This window comes from Exilibacterium tricleocarpae (assembly GCF_007004655.1).
GTDB classification, from domain to species: domain Bacteria; phylum Pseudomonadota; class Gammaproteobacteria; order Pseudomonadales; family Cellvibrionaceae; genus Exilibacterium; species Exilibacterium tricleocarpae.
In genome coordinates this window covers 271,667-289,817 of sequence record NZ_ML660090.1, presented here as the reverse complement: position 1 = coordinate 289,817, position 18,151 = coordinate 271,667, and the positions used below count along the sequence as shown (strand labels likewise).

Sequence of the window (18,151 nt, the reverse complement as noted above, 5' to 3'; positions counted from 1 at the left end):
GAAGACACCGACTCCATGACTTCAGAGCTGACCCCAGATAAGAACCCGACCACCCGTATAAATACCAAGTTCAAACGGGGGGCGCAGGCTGAGCCCGCGGGCATCGAGCTTTTTTTTCGTGGAGACAAGTACCAGATTGCCGCCGAGGCCCTGCCTTTTTCGATCGGGCGCGATCATAGCTGTCAACTGGTGATAGACAGCGGTGTGGTATCGCGGGTCCACTGCGCGCTGGAACTGCGGGATGGGCAGATCGGTTTGCTCGACCAGAGTACCAACGGCACGTCAGTAAGATCGGGACGCGCCGGCAGCGTGATAGTCAAGGACAAGTTTTACCCGCTGGCCGGTAGAGGCAGCATCCAACTGGGCGCGGAAGTCAAGCTCGATGATCCTGATGTGATCCTGTTCAAGATTGTCGGTTCCGGCGACGACTGAACACCCATCGACAGCAATTAATTGAGGTAATTGCGTTCCACTGCGTTACATCTATCAGAGCCTTCGCGCATCAGAGCCTTCGGGCAGGAGCCTCTGCGCCAAACCATCTCCGGGCCGGTTCGAGGCAAGCTTACCGCGGGCGGGTAACCGCTGCCTGGCACGGGTCCGTTGTGCTGCTGGCAGTGTTATCAGCGTAGTCTTTGCGACCGGTTGTTAACCGGTAGAGCCGGTCTGCGGCAGTATAGCGAGGACGGTGTAACAAAAATGATACAACGAGGATAATGTAACAAGATAGGTTCTGGTTCGTATTTCTTGCAAATATATAGTGTTGTAAATATAGAGTCTTGTAAATATAGTGAGCCGCTGTGGCATGACCGCTTTAACTTTTCTGTACTCGAAGTCCGGAATAAAACTGTGCTGTATCGGCTTGGTGGCTACAGTAGTTGCGATCTATCTGGTCATCACCGGCTTGTCGCCACCCTCTCCGGACGATTACTACAAGATTGTCTCCTTTGCCGATATCGGCGAAGACAAGCCCTTTTACACGGACTGGAACGGCGATACGCTGTTGATTGTCAAACCATCGGCCGCACGCCTGGAACAGGCGTCGGTGGTAGGTGTTAATAAAAACAAAGACGTGGTGGACCCGCCGGTTCGCACCGATCGCCATCGTTTTGCTTATAAAGTGTTTTTACTCGAACGCAATCGTGGCTATCTGATGTTGGGTTTGAAGCGTTGGCACAGCGGCCAGATACCCTGCTTTAAACTGAATTATGTGTCGGAATCGTTTAACTATGGCGGCAGGCAGCTCGCCGGCGGTTTTAAGTGCAACGGCAGTCTGGATGACTGGTGGGAAGACAAGTTGGTGTTTGATGTGCTGGGCCGCAGTCAAAGCCGGTTTGTACCGGATTTGTATATGCCTTACTACGACGTTACCGATAGTGAGGTGATTGTTGGTAAAAGGCCGTTGTAGTGAAGCTCCCGCTGTGCCGGTCGTTAGTTCTCACCTCGACAACAACACCGGCCGATGGCGATTCCTGATGAGTCCGTTCAAAACGCGCATCTCTTCGCTGCCAGAATAACTACTGGTTTGCCGGGTGCCGGACCCCTGCCGGGTTCTTATCGATTACAGAGAATCCCTCCACGTTAAGCCATAACTCAGCAACAAATGCCGGATATTGACAGTAAATCTGACGAAATTTTAAAAAACGTAAGAAATAGCAGCAAAAAAAGCTAAGATATTCAAACATAAAGTCACAACAACCAAAAACCTCACAGACCCAAAAGCCGAACAAGTTCGAATTACTACTCTTGGATGACACTTCTGCTACTTACTAACCCCCGATGGACGGTTGTAACCCATTATGAGAAATAGAAAAATAAGATCACTTTTAACATTTTCTACTTTTTTAACATCGATATTGCTCTCTCTCCATACCCAGGCAGAAAACCCCGCTTATCAGGTTCTCCAAAGAGCCATCGGCGATATTAATGCATCAAGGTTTGAATTTGTCCAGAAAGAATCCTTAGGGGAGGTTGACTGGTTTGAGGTTGTCGTTAAGAACAATAGGGTCTATGTGACGGGTAATTCGCCGATAGCGCTCAGCAAAGGGGCTTATACCTACATAAAGAATAACAACTATGGAGTCGTTACCTGGGAAGGTACGAATGTCAATATCCCCGATGAATTACAGGATAAGGAATACCCGCGGGTTACGTCGTCAATGCCGTTGCGGATGTACATTAACCCTGTCACCTATGGCTATACCATGGCCTGGTGGACTTGGGAAAGGTGGGAAAAAGAGCTTGATTGGATGGCTTTGCACGGCATCAATATGCCGGTCGCGCTTTTGGGGCAAGAAGCGATTTGGCGGGAAGTGTGGCAGGAGATCGGCATCGACCCGATCCAACTCCACGACTATCACACAGGGCCGGCTTTTTTGCCCTGGTTTAGAATGGGTAACATATACAATCATCATGGCCCGTTACCGCAAAGCTGGATGGAGAGAGAAAAGGTCCTGCAGAAAAACATCCTGGCGCGGATGAAACAGCTCGGTATGCGGCCAATAGTCCCCGCTTTTAGCGGCCATGTTCCACCCTACTTTAAACAGTTGTACCCAAACTCTACTACCTACCGATTGGAAAACTGGGGTGGACTGGAGTCTGAAAAGGCATCTATCCTGTTAGACCCTAAAGATCCGCTCTTTACAAAGATTGGTCGATTATTCCTTGAGAAATACGAGGCCGTGTACGGAAAAGCGGACCTGTTCCTGGCCGATTCCTTTAACGAAATGGTTCCGCCGGTCTCAGAAGACAGTAAAAATGAAGAACTCGCCGAATATGGTGAGGCTATTTACAAAAGCATACGTGAATACGATCCTAGAGCGACATGGGTCGTTCAGGGGTGGACGTTTGGCCACCAGAGTTTCTTTTGGAACTCAAAAGCGACGCAATCGTTCTTCAGCAGAATCCCCAAAGACAATCTACTCATGTTGAATTACGGAGAAGACCGATACCCCCTCTGGGAGAGGCTCGATGCGTTCTATGGTTTTAAATGGACATACGGCTACGTACACAATTACGGTGGTCAACAGTCTTTATTCGGTGATATAAATTTCTACTATGATAAATACCGGGATCTTATCAACGACTCCGACAAAGGCAACCTGGTTGGTTACGGTGTTTTGCCTGAAGCTATCGAAAATAATTCAATTGTCTATGAATATATTTTCGATGTCCCTTGGGGTGCAACCGATATCCCAGTCACAGATTGGGTCAATGACTATATCTCGAATCGTTATGGTAAAGTGACCGATAACGTTAAGGAAGCATGGGAAATTGCCGTAGAAAATACCTATTCGGTTAAAGAGTGGAAAGGGGTCGCCGATGGACCCTTGATGAACTGGCTGGATGACAATGTTTTCAATCGATACGGAAAAGTTACTGAGGTGCTGAAAAAGATACACGGTTTTGTCTCAAAATATACCGCATCAGAAGACGACGAAAAACGCACCACTATCGGTCTTGGCTATGGAACCTATATTCATAATAATAGACCAACATTTACCGATATCAACATCGATCACTATATCGGAAATCCGGAATCTATTCGCGATGTGCTCAGTTTGTTGCTTAAAGAATTTCCCAAATATAGAGACAGTGAATTATTCTATTACGATATAGTGGATTTCGCTCAACATTATACCGCTTATAAGGTTGATGTTCATTTAGTCCAGGCGAGCCAACACTATAAGAATAACGAGTTTGAAAGCGGTGACAAAGCGTTTGAAAAAACAAAGGACCTCATGAAAAAGCTGGAACAGCTACAGGTCGTTACCGGTGGCTCTTTCACTGACTGGTGCGAAGAGGCTGTTAAGCATGCGACATCAGAGGAAGAGCGGCAGTTGTATCTAAGGAATGCGAAAGCTCAAGTTACCGTCTGGGGTGGCGACAGGCTAAAAGATTACGCAAGTAAGAGCTGGTCCGGTTTGCTGTTAAGTTTCTATCTGCCCCGTTGGGAAATGTTTTTTGAAAACTACAAAAGCACCAATGAGAAGTTTAATGCAAGGTTGGCACAGGATGCTTTGATTGAGTGGGAAGAGAACTGGATACGGCAATTGGAAATACCCGCAAGCCCCAAAGCGTTGACAAAAACGCAGAATATTAATTTGATAAAACAACTTATTGCAAATTATTAACACTGCTTTGTCGTGTCTTAGGTTTACATGCTTACTTAGTTCTGTGTTTGTAGGCGGCAGTCGTTGATCGACTATCTGCACAAAGACACGGCGTGTGCCGCCACAATCGACGCCGGCTTCGACTGCTCAGTGCGGCCGTTCCCGGGGTCGGGTTGACGTCAACTTGCGTAGATTGACCGAGGCATTAACAGCTTAGATAACAAGCCCTTCTTTGATTGCGGTGACCAGCGCGGCGGTAGTGTTCTTTGCGTCCAGTTTTGTCAGTATGTTACGCACATGGTAGTCCACAGTGTGACGCGAAATGTTTGTGTGATGAGCTATTTCTGACTTGGTTAAGCCCTTTGCCGCCCATTTTAGTATTTCCTCTTCCTTGCACGATAAGGGTGTGGCCCTTTTAAAATCAAAATTCATTAGCGCCAAATAGCATAAATGATATTGATAAGTCGCAAGATTCGCCATGTCAAAAACGAGAGGGTCGGCTTTTCTGCTAAGCTGGCTGGAGCATGCGAGTGTCACGCCTTTGGCTCCACTGGGTCCGTGCACCGAAAAGCTGACGCCATGAAAGAGTCCGGCTTCCTCCTCAGCGTCCTTGAATACCTTGAGTTGAATCTCCGACAACCCTTTTCTTTTAGCGATTTCATTCCAATGAAAAATACCCGGAGTGCTATGGGTGATATCAACCAGGGGGTCGACCGCTATGTAATTATTTTCTAAATAGTAGTTCTCCCAGTTGTTTAGGCTACCTACTTTGGCCAGGCCCAGCACGTGACCATTTTTCAGCTCCTCGTGATCGCTGGTAATAGCATAGGCAAGCCGATCAAAACCATAGCTTTCCATCAATCCCTCGTAGAGTGAGAAAAGCTTGTTCACGGTTTGAGCTTTTCTGCTAAAAAAAAGAAATTCCTCAAGCGTAGAGTTCATTGCGTCTTCCATCAAATCTGGGTTGTGCACTTTTGATATTGTGTTCCCTGTTCCAAATACACGACGAACAATAGTGAGTGGCTATTCCCTGCATGGAAGTGGCAGGCTATTCCACGGTTGGCACCTGTAACCACTTAAACAGCCACAAAAATAGAGTTTTGGTATTACTTGTGTACATGCCTGCCGGTCGATAGGTATCGGGTTTCCGCAAATATGATGCACCTGTACAGTCGCACTTTCAATGCTGCTGTGCTACTTGGATTGCGTGGGCAAAACTTACCCGACCCACCGTTGTAAGACTACGTATTTGCGTAGTTGAAGCTGGTCGCAGGAGTTGTTTTAATCAGGGGCAATGAAAAATGGGTAAAGCTACAGTCATCGCAGTATTTGTTGAACAATCTGACAAAATACCTTGATCCCAGGGACTTCTTCCTTCGCGAATCTGTATGTCGAGGTTGGTGATATCCGGTGTGGTCTGGTGGGTCCATGGAGTGTCGGTTTGGGCAGCAGACTGTTGAATCCATCTGCAGAGCAAGATTTGCTTGCCAAAAAACTGATGTTCCTGTCCTATGACCTTACCTAAAAGATATTGGTATTACTCTGCCCTGTGCCTGGTTGCTGTAGTCACTGCACTTGTATTGGTAACACTGGGTGATGATAAAGCGGCATCGTTGCCGATGTCTGGGTTTTCGGATAATGCTAACAAAAATACTCCATTATCAGCGGAGACCTCTCGTGCCGATGTTGAAGTGGAAAGCCTTCCGGCGCCGGCTAAGAAATTGAATCGAATGCTAACGGAACCGGCTTTCAAACCAACTATTGACGAAAGCCTTGACGAAAAAATTCACCAACTCGATAAAGAAATAACAAAAATAAATGAACAGCTAAAATCTCAGGGAATTGAGATTCCCGATGCCCGGCATACCCAGTCTGATAGCTATTCAAGCTCAGAAATGCAATCACGCTTGCAAGCGATTAAAGATCATATGAACGACAAATAGGTTGGCAATAGTTTTCACTCCGATCTGGCTGTTGATGTTGATCAGATGGTTTTTGTGGTGAGAAACACAAAGAGCAGGCCTTCTGAGAGCCTCTTCACAGGCTGAGCCAGAAGATGCCTGTGATGCACAGGTCACCGAAAGCCTTTATTCAGGCGGTAAATTTTTCGGCAGTTTAATTGGTAAAACTACGCAATCACGTGGCTGTTTGGCATGAGAGTGCGTGATATCGTTTAACGGTTCTTTCTGGTGTCATTGTACGGCTAAACTAAAAATTCTCTTTAGGCGCCATATGTTTTTAGGCGTCACTAAAATAATTATTACTTTCCAATTACGTTAAGCATTAAGGCTGTCGCTCGTCTCACCACTTATTATACGGATGTTATTATGTCGTCTTTCAGGGCTATTTTAACACTCTTCTTTTTCACTATAAGTTGTTTCTTCAGCGCAGCGGTATCCGCTTATACGGACGCGATACATGGCGAATTTTCCGTATCAAACGGGGCGGTCAACTACACGATTCCAATTGATGTGTCACCCGGTCGCGGTGGCATGCAGCCGGAGCTTTCCCTTAGCTATAACGGTTATGGAAATGATGTATTGGGCCTTAGCTGGGGGCTAAATGGTCTGTCAGCTATTTCCCGTTGTCCGGCCACGCTGGCGCAAGATGGTTTTGTCGCCGGTATCAATTTTGACGAGAGAGATCGCTTTTGTCTCAATGGCCAGCGTTTGGTTCCCGTGGCAACCACCGCCGCTGGAAGCGTCGAATATCGGACCGAGATTGACAGCTATGCCAAAATTCTGTCTGAGGGTGGCTCAGCGGTTAATCCGGATCGGTTTATCGTGCAGACGAAATCTGGCGAGGTGATCATCTACGGCGGCGCCCATAATGCTACGCTCGGTTTTCCCCAGGGCAATACCAGTTGGTCTATCCAGGAGAGGAGTGACAGCACCGGTAATAACACGATTACCTATCGCTATCGCATCGACGAAAACACGCAATATCTCGATGAGATAATCTACATCGGCGGGCGAGTCGAGATTGTTTATGAGCAACGCCCGGATATTGTACGAGGTTACTTTAAAGGAAACGCTACGAATAAGCGACTGATTGTCAACACCATTAGTACCTACAGGGGTGACGTGCCGCTGCAGCACTATAGAATAAATTACGAAAATATAGGGTTTGGTTCACCCTCCAGAATGGAATATATCCGCATTTGTAACGCCGATGGAGGCTGTCTTATCACCGCCGGTTTCGACTGGGGAATACGCGAGCCGCAGGAGCATTTGATTTACAACAAAGTGGAATCTGCCCTTTGCGCGGATGGATCAACCGCCTATGGTGGTTGTAACGGTAACAACAATTACTCAACGATTCAGTATGCCGATGTTACTGGCGATGGCTTTAGTGATGTCTGTTTTCGTGCCGACCAGGGTATTCGTTGCTACCCCGGCAGTAGAGAGGGTTTTGATTTTTCTGCCGGTATAGTGACAGACCTGTGTGCCGACAACTCGCGCCAGTATGGCGAATGCGACGGCACGGACAATTACAACAGCATCCGTTTTATAGATATGAATATTGACGGTCTGGCTGACATTGTTTATCGGTCTGACGACGGTGTGCGGATTTGGTACGCCACGGGAGATGGCTTCGTGCCTGGCGCTATCAGCAGAATTTGCGCCAACGGCAATAACTCGAACAACGACTGTCGCTCGAGCAACTTTTCCAGCCTGGCATACCCTGATATAGATGGCGATGGCTACAACGATTTGTGCTATCGCAGCAATCAGGGTATCCGCTGTCATTTTGGCGGCATAGATGGCTTCGATGAGACCGCCGGTATTGTTACCGAGATTTGTGCCAATGCGTCCTCTTCAAATGGTGTATGCAATGACGCGGATAATCACAAAACCATCCAATACAAAGATATGAACGCCGATGGTAAAGCTGACATTGTCTACAGATCGGATGCCGGCATACGTGTTTGGCATTCAACGGGAACAGCTTTTGTTTTAGGTGTCAGTAGCGCTATCTGTGCAAACGGATCGAGCGCTTACGGGGTATGTAATGATGACGACAATCATCTGCGGATGGATTACGTCGATGTCAACGGCGATGGGATGCTGGATGTATGTTTTCGCGCCGACCAGGGCATTACTTGTATTCCCGGCACTGGTGTTGGCTTCGATACCGCTGCGGCAATAAGCACCGAACTCTGTGCAAATGGTTCAACAAAGTTCGGTATTTGTAATGATGAGGATAACTGGGACACTATTCGATATCTTGATATCAACGCCGATGGCCGCGCAGACCTTGTGTTCCGCTCGGATCAAGGGCTGCGTATCTGGTATTCGGAAGGAAATCGCTTTCGTCAGAAAGTAAAAAATAGAATTTGCCTGAACTGGTCTCACGGGCGCAGCAAGTGCAATAGTATAGATAACCATCTGAGTTTATCTTACCTGGACCTCAATGGCGACGGTATGCTTGACGTGGCCTACCGGGGAGATGATGGTATAGTCGTACACTTTTCAAAAGACGAAAGCAAGCCCCTGCGTACCATCAGCTTTGGCTTTCGAGGCGGCTCGTCAAAAACCGAAATTTACTATAAGCGTCTGACCAACCCGGAAGTTTATACCAAAGGTAATACCGCTATTTTCCCGGTGGTGGAATTACAGCACCCGCAATATGTCGTCAGTAAAGTGGAGACCGATAATGGTGCGGGAGGTATCGCATCCGTGCTCTATCACTATGCCGGGCTCAAAACGCATGTGCTGGGTCGCGGCTCGTTGGGTTATGCGCAGATCACCGAAAGTTTTCCCGATACCGGAAAATCTACCGTTACCACCTTCGATCAAAGGGACTTTCCTTATACCGGCAACGTTCTTCATGTTGAAGAGCGCTACCATGGCGAGCGTGTCAATACAGCGGACTATGTTAACGCCGCGGTAGAGACCTACCCCGGTGTTTACCGGATGGATACGATCAGCTCAACCCAGACGAGCTATGAATTAGACCAACCGAATGTGCCGGTAACGACAGTAACGACCACTCATGAAGAGATAGATCGTTACGGCAACGTGGGTGTCGTCAAGGTCACGACTGCCGGTGGCGGTGATACATTTTCAACAACGACATACAATCAATACCGCAATGACATCGAAAAGTGGTATTTGGGGCGCTTGACCGAGACGCGTGTGGAACACCGCAGCCCGTACGGGGCCGATGAGCACCGGATTGCTCGCTTTACCTATGACGACCTCACGGGGCTGTTGACCAGCGAAACAACCGTCGGTGGCCGCAGTGAAAGTCCGCTGACGACCACTTCTTATGTCTACGATGGGTTCGGACAAAAAACTGCCATTTCCGTCATGGCGGCAGGTGATGACGAACACCGGACCAGCACCAGTGAATATACCGATGACGGCAAGGTGGCGAGGCAGTGCAATGCCTATCAGGAATGTGAAACCTACGCGTATACCCCGCAGGGCTGGTTGTCGACAAGCACTGGTCCGAATGGCATTACAACGCGTTGGACCCATGATGGCTGGGGGCGGGAAATTCGCGAGGATCGTGCAGATGGCACCTATACCACCATTGACAGAATCCGGATTGGTAAGTCTTCACGCCAGCACGATGCGCGATGCGGTGCACTCGACACCGCTACACCCAATTCGCCTCACTTTTGCAAAGTAACCACTACCAGTGGCTCCGCGCCGCAAATCGAACACTTTGATTTTTTTGGGCGCAAACTACGCAGTATCAGCACCGGTTTTGATGGTCGCCCGGTATACACCGACACCCGCTATAACCGTTTTGGTGAAGTATCCCGGATCAGCCGCCCCTACTACGAGGGCGAACAGGTGTACTGGGCGACCAGCGACTATGATGCGTTGGATCGAGTAATTCGAATCGTGGAACCCGGTCCGCACGGCACTACAACAGAGACCACCACAGTTTATAACGGCTTGATCACTACTAGCCGCGCGGGGCCGGATGGTCTGGTAAAAACCGTTCACAGTAACGCGCGGGGCCAAAAGATTCGCATTGAGGAGGAGGAATCGAGCTATATCGAATATACCTACAACAGCGATGGCAATCTCCTCACCACAGAAGTCGCCGGTGACCCGCAAACCCGTATCACCCTGACTTACGATGAATTTGGTCGCAAAATCTCGATGGACGACCCCGATATGGGCGTCTGGCGATACACCTATACCGACTTTGGCGAGTTAAAAAGCCAGACTGACGCCAAGGGACAGACAACAATTATGGAGTACGATGCGCTTGGACGTATGGTCCGTCGCATAGACCCCGATGGCACCACCTCCTGGCGCTACGGTGATGCAAGCAGTCCGCCGGGAAGCGTTGGCAAGCTCTTGGAGGAGTCAGGTCAGGGCGTGACAAACCGCTACGCCTATGACGCATTTGGAAGACCCATTTCAGCCCAGATCGAGATTGCCGGTGAAGGTAGCTTTGAGACTCAGACGCAATATGATGCGTTGGGGCGGGTAAGTAGAACCCTGTATCCAGGCGAGCACAACTTCTACACCGAGAATGTGTATAGCGACATGGGGTTTCTGCTGGCCGTTACCGGTTCCCGCGCTCAGGCGGAACCCCATGACTACGAGGCGCTCGCGCCACTGGTGAGCGAGGCGACCGACCTGGCGCAGACGTATCTGACAGAGGCCGAGGACCTGCGAGCCATCGGCGAATTCTATCGCGCACAAATCGCGTTTTTTCAGCAGGCCGCCGGCTGTTGCGGCCCGGCACCGGAAGGTTTTGCCGAAAACCTGGCCACCCACCAGACAATACTCCAGGACAATATCGCGCAGGGACAGGCACTGTCCCCCGAGTTTTGGGGGCACCTAAATGCTGCGATTGCGGAGCTTGAAGCTGTCAATCGCCTGATCGATGATCAAATCGACAACTATCTCGAGGTCGCCGGGCAACTGACGGTATTGGCGGAGCAGACACTGGCAGCGGCCGACAACAGTTTTCGCATTGCCACCGCGTTGGCGGGTTCCGCAGGCGTCTATGAGGACTATCGTGCAGAGCAGACGGGAGATTTGATTACCTATTGGAAGGCGGTTGATGTCGATGCATCAGGCCGTATCAGCGCCGAGGTTTACGGTAACGGGATCGTCAACGACTATGCCTACGATCAGCGCACGGGCCAACTTGACAGTATTCACAGTAGCCTGTTGGTATTCAACGCCCTTCGTCACCTGGAGTATGAATACGATGCGTACCAGAATGTCACCCTGCGTGATGACCTGACCAACGATATCCGGGAGACCTACGCATACGATCGGCTAAATCGCCTTACCAACACCGAGGTCGTCAGTAACCTTTATGCCAATACTGCAGATCTGAATACGACCCAGTCATTGAATTACGACGTATTGGGCAATATCACCCATAAGTCTGATGTGGGTGCTTATCACTATGGCGCAGGTAACGCCGGTCCTCATGCCGTAACCCTGGCCGGTGGTAATACCTACACTTACGATGCCAATGGCAATATGACCGGTGGCAACGGGCGCACGATTCAATGGTCCAGTTTTAACAAGCCCACACAGATTACTCAGGGTGGTCGCTCGGCGACCTTTAGTTACGGACCCGACCGCGCGCGCTTCAAAAAGGTGAATCACCGGGGCGACGTCACTCTGTACGCAGGCTTACTGGAGCAGACAACAAAAGCCAACGGCGATACCGACGCCAAGCACTACATCTACGCGGCTGGTCGGTTGGTGGCCGAACATATCGTCTCCAGCACCGAAGGCACGCAAACACGCTATCTGCACAAGGACGCCCTGGGTAGTGTGGACCTGGTGACGGATGCTTACGCCAATGTGGTGGACAGGCGCAGCTTCGATGCCTGGGGAAAATTGAGAGACCTGCCATGGCAGTCTCAAGCGAGCCTGGACGATCCCTTGTACCTGACCCAATTGCCGTTTACCAACAAAGGTTACACCGGTCACGAAAGTGTGCAGGAAGTGAACCTGATTCATATGAATGGCCGGATGTACGACGCCACGCTGGGGCGCTTTATCAGTGCCGACCCTTATATCCAGGCGGACGGTAGAAGTCAAAGTTACAATCGTTACAGCTATGTCCTGAACAACCCGATGAAGTACACAGACCCCAGCGGCTATTTTTTAAAGAAGCTGTTTAAAAAAATAGGTCGTGGATTAAGACGGGCATGGAGAGCGTTTAAGCCCTACATAGGTATTGCTGTGGGCGCGGTGTTGATGGCATCGGGTTGTATTGTCTGTGGACCCGGATGGGTGTCAGGTGTGCTAAATGGTGCGGTCGTGGGTGCTCTCGCGGGGGCTGCCGGCGCGGCAGGGGTGGGGGGAAACATCTTTAGGGGTGCACTGATGGGTGGTCTGTCCGGTGGTGTCTTTGCCGGAATTGGCTTGTCGGGTTTGGGGCGCGTGGCGCGTGTAGGCGCCCATGCCCTGGCGGGCGGAACCATCTCGGTTATTCAAGGGGGTAAGTTTGGCACTGGGTTTTTTAGTGCGGGTTTTACTAAATTTGCAACGTTACAGCTTTCCGATGCAGGTGTCCTTAACGCGGGCGATAGTAGCACCCGTGCCGTTATAGGACGGACGACAATGACCGCCGTAGTCGGCGGTACGGCATCGGTGATTGGCGGTGGTAAGTTCGCCAATGGGGCAGCCACCGTCGCCTTCGCAAGCTTTTTCAACGGAGTCGTCCGACGTTACAAGCCAATGGCTTTGCAGCAGGCAGGTGCTCGGACGACCGTAGAGCTGAGGTATAAAAATATCGTTGGCGGCGATGCTATAGGAATTACAAATCCCAGGTGGTATCCGCAGCATGGCTATGTGATTGTCAGAGACAATCTTACTGGAGAAGAGTGGATTAGCAGGGCCGGTCCCGGAGGTGAAGGCGGTAATATCGCTTTCGGCTCGATAAAGGCGGTAACCGTTCGAAATGTTCCCGGAAGCACGAGCGACTATGGAGCCCAGGTAAATTACAGCCAGGTTGTGTTAACTACTGATATGGCGCCTCAGTCAATAGTGAACAGTTTATCCAGCTTCACCAATAGTGTTAATCAGGCGCAAATATCCTATAATCCGTTCGTGAGAAACAGCAATTCCTATGCAAATCAGGCTGTTCAATCGCTAACAGGTGCACGTCCCCCAACGGAGGTTTGGGCGCCTGGCGCTCGAGGGGTATTAGAGGTCAATCGATGATGATTGTCTTTAAAAGACTTGTATTTTTCCTGACGTTATTTTCGGTGCTTTCCTGCCAAGCTGCTGACGAGCAGATAACTATGAAAAATTTGGATCAATTTAAAGCATCGTTCAGTGAAAGGTTGGCTGTAGGGTCTTCCAAAGAGATGGTTAATGCGCACTTAAAGGAACTAAACCTAGAGTATAGTTATGTAGAAAGCGAGAAAAAGTTTTATGCTATCGTCAGAAAGGTTGGCCGATATAGAATTATTTATGAGACCAGCCTCCTGATAAGGATTCAATTGGATTCAAATGAAAAAGTGGAACATATCGAGTACGAATTAGAGCATACCGGTCTATAGGCGGTTATTGTATCCGCGGTAACTGTACAAGCTAACCTCGGTACCTCAGCAGTTGCCGGGGTTTTTAATCTCAGCAGTCAACGCCATGGGGAGATGAGAAATTTTAACCTTGGTTGGTGTGCCTTATCAAAATCAGTTTTCGTCAATTACTCCTGTGCCGCCGGGCATTTTCCTTTATAACGCATTTGAAAAATCTTCAGTATTGTAAAAAACTCGCTGCTTCCAACGTTTACTGGCAGACAGGATTTGGTGATACGTATCGTAGTTAAGGACATTCCAACTATTAAATCGGTCAATCATTCGCAGTCGATTTTCGACACTGTCTTCTTTGTCCAATAGTAAGGTCAACCATCGAGAGGAAAGTGCCTGCCATTCAGCAGTAAACTCGTTAAAGCGACCATTTGCATAGTAAAACTCCGTTTGGTTATGGTCACCTAACAATCGAATGAAGCTGGCAGCGCTTAATACGTCAAAGGCCTTGTCGCGGTAGTCCAGCGAAATCGAGACGGCCGTCTCCGTCAAGCTGTGATGGCCGGTATTCACCATGCTCATGATACAACCCAGTATTGTCCCTTGCCTGACGAGGCTTTTTGCAGCTCCATTATTGATTGGATCCGAGACGATCCTCCCCAACACCTTCGCTTCCAAGGTGCTGCCTGATACATCGCACCGGTCAGCTAACCCATAGAGCCGTTGGATGGTGCCAACGACAGAGTCCTCCAGTACGCGCCACACGTTGTAGCCGCCCCGCTCATTCAAAAAACGAGCATCTCTATGAGTCGGCACTCCTTGTTTGGGATCGGGTTGCCTGCTGCGTTTTCGAGTCAGATTTAGGTCAAATGGTTTAATGGTTCTCTGGTAGTAACTTTTGTAGCTGTCTCCTGAGGGTACTGGCTCCACATAGCCGGGTAGGTTTTTACCTTTCTCATTTTTTATTTCCTGTTGCCAATGATCAATAGTTTGGCCGCTAAGTTGAGCCAAACCTCCCGCGCCCACATTACCCAAAAACCCGTCCATAAGCCGATGATTCAGCAACAAGCAAATTTCGGATAATTTTACCGCTATCGGTGCATTGGCTTTATCCAGAATGTCTATTTCGCTATTGTTGGTATATATCAGTCCCTCTAATGCAGGCCAGTCTGGTATTGCTGCTTCAGCGCCTGTAGATATTATGAATGCTGCAATAGCTGTTCGAGTCCCTACAGCATCTTGTTGCATCATCCAGCCTATTCGCTCCCCTTGTGGTGCCGCCTGAATTTCTTGCCTGGTCACAGCTTGCGCATTGGCTATGGGGTAGGCTTGTGCCGGCTCGGTCCATAGGTTTAGTTTCTTTAGCACGTCTATGCCGAGATCTCTATCGGATTCTCTCGGGTCATTGCCCTGGTTGGTAAAGGGAATACTGGCTACCACAGAAATAAGACTGTCGACTAGTGCAATCAGCGCATTTTTCAAATGATCTTCACCCGTAACATTATTTACTTGATGAGTGAGATTGGTTTCCAATAAAAACTGTAAAAAGTCTGAGTTTGATTCCCATCTTTTTTGTCGAATACTTTTCGTCATCAGTTTTTCCTAGTCTTGGTGATTCAAGGTTTTCTCTAACTGTGTTATGTTTTTACGAGATGCTCTAATTGATAGCCAATTGTTTGATAATCAGGTACTCGATAAACATCTTCTCCATAATCAACTGCATAAGTCATACCAAATATTTCTACTGACTAAAGTTATTAAGAATCGCAAGTAACATTGGCTCATGCAATCACTCCACTACCGCTATAGAAGGTTCTTTTGAAAAACACTTGTTAATCTGATGTTGCCGGTCGGTTACCTCAGTGGACGAATAAGACCACATGTTTTTATATTTTTGGACGAAATTGTACACTTGGATTTTTCTAACGACTCAACCAAAACAGTTTGACACCTAGTCAGGTGGTATGCCGCTTGCAGTCATTAATGCGATAACGTAAAGCCAAGGTCTGGGTTAATGAAAGTAGATAAATTCGAGGATGATCCAAAAACAGAAATATTGCAGGACATAAGATATTTGATGCCATTTATAGTTGAGAATGAAAAAGAGGCACTAGTTGACTGGAATAACAAAAGCAACGTGTATTTGGTACACAAAGGGCGATTTGATACAAATCCCAGTGCCAGAAATGCAAAGAGATTTCAAGCTGCCCTTACTGATCTCTACGAATTGGAAGTGGGCATAAAATCAATCATTTCCAGTATCTATTTGAGCACGCCGAATCCATCTGAGGCAGAAGGCATGTGGGATAGGGGTAAAGAAAAGTCTATAAGGCTAAATCGTATATCTGCGCTCGAATCCATCGCGCAACAGGTCTGCCACTTTTACACAACGGCCAAGTTATCTGAAAATTCGCTAAGGGAGTTCATAAAAAAACAGGCCCATTTTGAAGTGCAATTACGGGAGACGGCCTCCAGTGATTTACCTGGAAATACAAGTCTTATCGTTCAAAATCCAAAAGGCGTTTCAGAGAATATGCTTCGCTTCCAATCGAAGCCAAATGGCAAGTATATACAAGATGCGTCGCGCGAATTTTTTATTGAATCAGGGCCATCTTCCGAACAAACCCCTCAGCTATCGAATATTGACCCAAAAAACGAGTTTGCTTCCGATCAGCGGGGTAAAAACTTGTCAGATATGTTGACTAAAAACGGAGTGTTTTCAAAGGACCAAGCTGGTTCAACCTCGCAGTCAGAGAGCAGCGTTCCTAATCAAAGTGGTGAGAAGGGCGCCAGCAGTGCAGGTTGTCCAAGTTATCAGCCATTTACCAGCACACCTTTTCAAACAAGTAATAAACCGAGTTCCCATGAACTTTTAGATGAAAGCGAGGAAGACAGTCTCATGCTTGAGAGCCTTTTTTCATCTGCCTGACAGTTTTCAATCGTTACACGCTTTCTTAGACCCAACCGCCTTTAATCACTCTAAGGGGAGCAGAGTTGGTGACTTTTGGTGGCTCAGATGGGGCCGGAATGTAGTAAGCGCCACCGTATCCAGGGTGATCTGTAAGACAGGATTTAGGAGAGCGTTTCAGCCTTTATTCAGTATGAGTTCCAGACTATCACATAACCCATTCTAGGGTTCTCCGTGAGTTTGTTCATGCTTGTCTCCTCTGTGTGAGGAGATTATTATGACGACTTTACAATACCGGGCTGTTACGCCGGTTTTTTTAGCGCTTAGGCTTAAGAGGCCAACCATGGTAGTAGTCAAACATTTCATTGCTGTGTCCCGCAAAATCGGCTTGGGTATAAGTCTGGTGTTGACCTGTTGGAATGCCGGCGCCGCGCTTGATCAGACCCAAAAATCACCATCAAACACCGGGCATATCGCTTTACAGCAGGCGATTCAAGAGTACGTAGACCGGGAGATTGCCGAAAACGCCGCCGGCTTTGCAGTAGGGGTGGTTGTCGATGGCGAGGTTTTGATGACCAATACGGGTGGTTTCCGCGAGCATGGCGTCGAGACGACAATTGATGCCGACACGGTGTTTCGCCTGGCTTCAGTTTCAAAAACCTTTACCTCCGGCTTGGTGGCCAGCCTCCCCGGTTTGGATTGGGACGTAAAACTCAATGACTATTTGTCGGATATAAACCTGAGCAGAAAGGATTATCAGCAGGCTTTATCGCTGCGACACTTACTGTCACACACCAGCGGTTTAATGCCCCATGCCTACACAAACCTGGTGCAGGATAACGTGCCGTACCAAAAAATTGTACGCCGATTGGATCGGGTTGACTTTGTTTGCCCCCCGGGCCGTTGTTACGGTTACCAGAATGTTGTCTATAATCTCGCGGGCGATATGATTGCTGCAAAGGAGAAAGCCAGCTATGAGTCTTTAGTTGAGTCACGGCTGTTTGATCCCCTGGCTATGCATAACAGCTCCTTTGGACTGAAAGCTTTTAAGGATACGGAAAACAGGGCAACACCGCACAGGTGGGACAAGGTAAACCAGCGTTGGCTGCCTATCACCGTGCGTGAAAACTACTACCAGTTAGCGCCCGCTGCCGGTGTGAACTCCAGTCTGAATGACATGATACGCTGGTTGCGTTTGCAACTGGGGCAGTTCCCCGAGGTCATTGATCCGTCAGCGTTGAAAGCCGTGCACACCCCCCAGGTCCGCACCACGCGCAGGCTCGCACATTACGTACCGCCAGCCTGGAATGGTGTGGAGAATACCCATTATGCACTTGGCTGGCGAACTTTCGATTTTAACGGTGAGGAGGGCTTTCTCCACCACGGCGGCTGGGTTGCCGGTGTGCGTACAGAAATGGCTTTCAATCCACGCTTGAATATGGGTATCGTTTACTTATCCAATTCAGCGTCGAGGCATGCCAGCGAAGTGGTGCCAGTGTTTCTGCGGCTTTACTTTACACATATATTGTCGAGGGCTTTAACGGAGTCATAGCGCACTGCTCAATATTATCGTTGCCGAAAACTTAGTTGAACATTCAATGGATTTTAACTTTCTTTCCATCATACCGTTGATTGAGTTGAGGTGGCTGCCGGTTAATC

At 48.7% G+C, this 18,151-nt stretch carries 10 protein-coding genes; 8 read left to right on the top strand and 2 right to left on the bottom strand.

Annotated elements, in window-relative coordinates; translation table 11 throughout:
* The first annotated feature begins 15 nt into the window (after positions 1 to 15).
* The 3 genes from FKG94_RS07630 (at position 16) to FKG94_RS07620 (ending at position 4,130) form a co-directional block, all read left to right on the top strand.
* Complete coding sequence (locus tag FKG94_RS07630; RefSeq protein WP_142903609.1) at positions 16 to 432, top strand: FHA domain-containing protein; 417 nt, start codon at positions 16 to 18, stop codon at positions 430 to 432.
* A 370-nt stretch (positions 433 to 802) separates the two neighbouring features.
* Positions 803 to 1,405, top strand: a complete 603-nt coding sequence (locus FKG94_RS07625; protein WP_142903608.1) for a hypothetical protein — start codon at positions 803 to 805, stop codon at positions 1,403 to 1,405.
* A gap of 391 nt (positions 1,406 to 1,796) precedes the next feature.
* Positions 1,797 to 4,130, top strand: a complete 2,334-nt coding sequence (locus FKG94_RS07620; protein ID WP_142903607.1) for an alpha-N-acetylglucosaminidase — start codon at positions 1,797 to 1,799, stop codon at positions 4,128 to 4,130.
* 192 nt (positions 4,131 to 4,322) lie between these two features.
* On the opposite strand, the gene FKG94_RS07615 is transcribed toward FKG94_RS07620, so the two are convergent.
* Positions 4,323 to 5,051 carry a LuxR family transcriptional regulator gene (locus tag FKG94_RS07615; protein WP_179957536.1) on the bottom strand — a complete coding sequence of 243 codons (729 nt, stop codon included), beginning with the start codon at positions 5,049 to 5,051 and terminating at the stop codon, positions 4,323 to 4,325.
* A 569-nt stretch (positions 5,052 to 5,620) separates the two neighbouring features.
* On the opposite strand from FKG94_RS07615, the gene FKG94_RS07610 reads away from it, so the two are divergent.
* From FKG94_RS07610 to FKG94_RS07600, 3 genes are all read left to right on the top strand, one after another.
* The gene (locus tag FKG94_RS07610) at positions 5,621 to 6,052 is read left to right on the top strand and encodes a hypothetical protein (RefSeq protein ID WP_142903605.1); all 432 of its coding nucleotides are present in this window, start codon (positions 5,621 to 5,623) and stop codon (positions 6,050 to 6,052) included.
* 384 nt (positions 6,053 to 6,436) lie between these two features.
* Positions 6,437 to 13,273 (top strand): FG-GAP-like repeat-containing protein, encoded by a 6,837-nt coding sequence (locus tag FKG94_RS07605; protein ID WP_142903604.1) that lies wholly within the window; start codon positions 6,437 to 6,439, stop codon positions 13,271 to 13,273.
* Positions 13,270 to 13,614 (top strand): hypothetical protein, encoded by a 345-nt coding sequence (locus tag FKG94_RS07600; RefSeq protein WP_142903603.1) that lies wholly within the window; start codon positions 13,270 to 13,272, stop codon positions 13,612 to 13,614. Before FKG94_RS07605 ends, FKG94_RS07600 begins: the two co-directional genes overlap by 4 nt.
* 174 nt (positions 13,615 to 13,788) lie before the next feature.
* Here the strand turns inward: FKG94_RS07600 and FKG94_RS07595 are convergent, their stop codons facing one another.
* Complete coding sequence (locus FKG94_RS07595) at positions 13,789 to 15,177, bottom strand: hypothetical protein (protein WP_142903602.1); 1,389 nt, start codon at positions 15,175 to 15,177, stop codon at positions 13,789 to 13,791.
* Between the two features lie 421 nt (positions 15,178 to 15,598).
* Here FKG94_RS07595 and FKG94_RS07590 point away from each other — a divergent pair, with 421 nt between their 5' ends.
* Together FKG94_RS07590 and FKG94_RS07585 are read left to right on the top strand one after the other, a co-directional pair.
* Entirely contained in the window at positions 15,599 to 16,513 is a 915-nt protein-coding gene (locus FKG94_RS07590) for a hypothetical protein (protein ID WP_142903601.1), read from the top strand.
* Positions 16,514 to 16,769: 256 nt separating this feature from the next.
* Entirely contained in the window at positions 16,770 to 18,044 is a 1,275-nt protein-coding gene (locus tag FKG94_RS07585) for a serine hydrolase domain-containing protein (RefSeq protein WP_142903600.1), read from the top strand.
* Positions 18,045 to 18,151 lie beyond the last annotated feature (107 nt).

What these genes read in the sequence shown, in the direction of transcription:
- FKG94_RS07630 (WP_142903609.1), top strand. Translation starts at nt 16, where the DNA reads ATGACTTCAGAGCTGACCCCAGATAAGAACCCGACCACCCGTATAAAT.
- FKG94_RS07625 (WP_142903608.1), top strand. Translation starts at nt 803, where the DNA reads ATGACCGCTTTAACTTTTCTGTACTCGAAGTCCGGAATAAAACTGTGC.
- FKG94_RS07620 (WP_142903607.1), top strand. Translation starts at nt 1,797, where the DNA reads ATGAGAAATAGAAAAATAAGATCACTTTTAACATTTTCTACTTTTTTA.
- FKG94_RS07615 (WP_179957536.1), bottom strand. Translation starts at nt 5,051, where the DNA reads ATGAACTCTACGCTTGAGGAATTTCTTTTTTTTAGCAGAAAAGCTCAA.
- FKG94_RS07610 (WP_142903605.1), top strand. Translation starts at nt 5,621, where the DNA reads ATGACCTTACCTAAAAGATATTGGTATTACTCTGCCCTGTGCCTGGTT.
- FKG94_RS07605 (WP_142903604.1), top strand. Translation starts at nt 6,437, where the DNA reads ATGTCGTCTTTCAGGGCTATTTTAACACTCTTCTTTTTCACTATAAGT.
- FKG94_RS07600 (WP_142903603.1), top strand. Translation starts at nt 13,270, where the DNA reads ATGATGATTGTCTTTAAAAGACTTGTATTTTTCCTGACGTTATTTTCG.
- FKG94_RS07595 (WP_142903602.1), bottom strand. Translation starts at nt 15,177, where the DNA reads ATGACGAAAAGTATTCGACAAAAAAGATGGGAATCAAACTCAGACTTT.
- FKG94_RS07590 (WP_142903601.1), top strand. Translation starts at nt 15,599, where the DNA reads ATGAAAGTAGATAAATTCGAGGATGATCCAAAAACAGAAATATTGCAG.
- FKG94_RS07585 (WP_142903600.1), top strand. Translation starts at nt 16,770, where the DNA reads ATGACGACTTTACAATACCGGGCTGTTACGCCGGTTTTTTTAGCGCTT.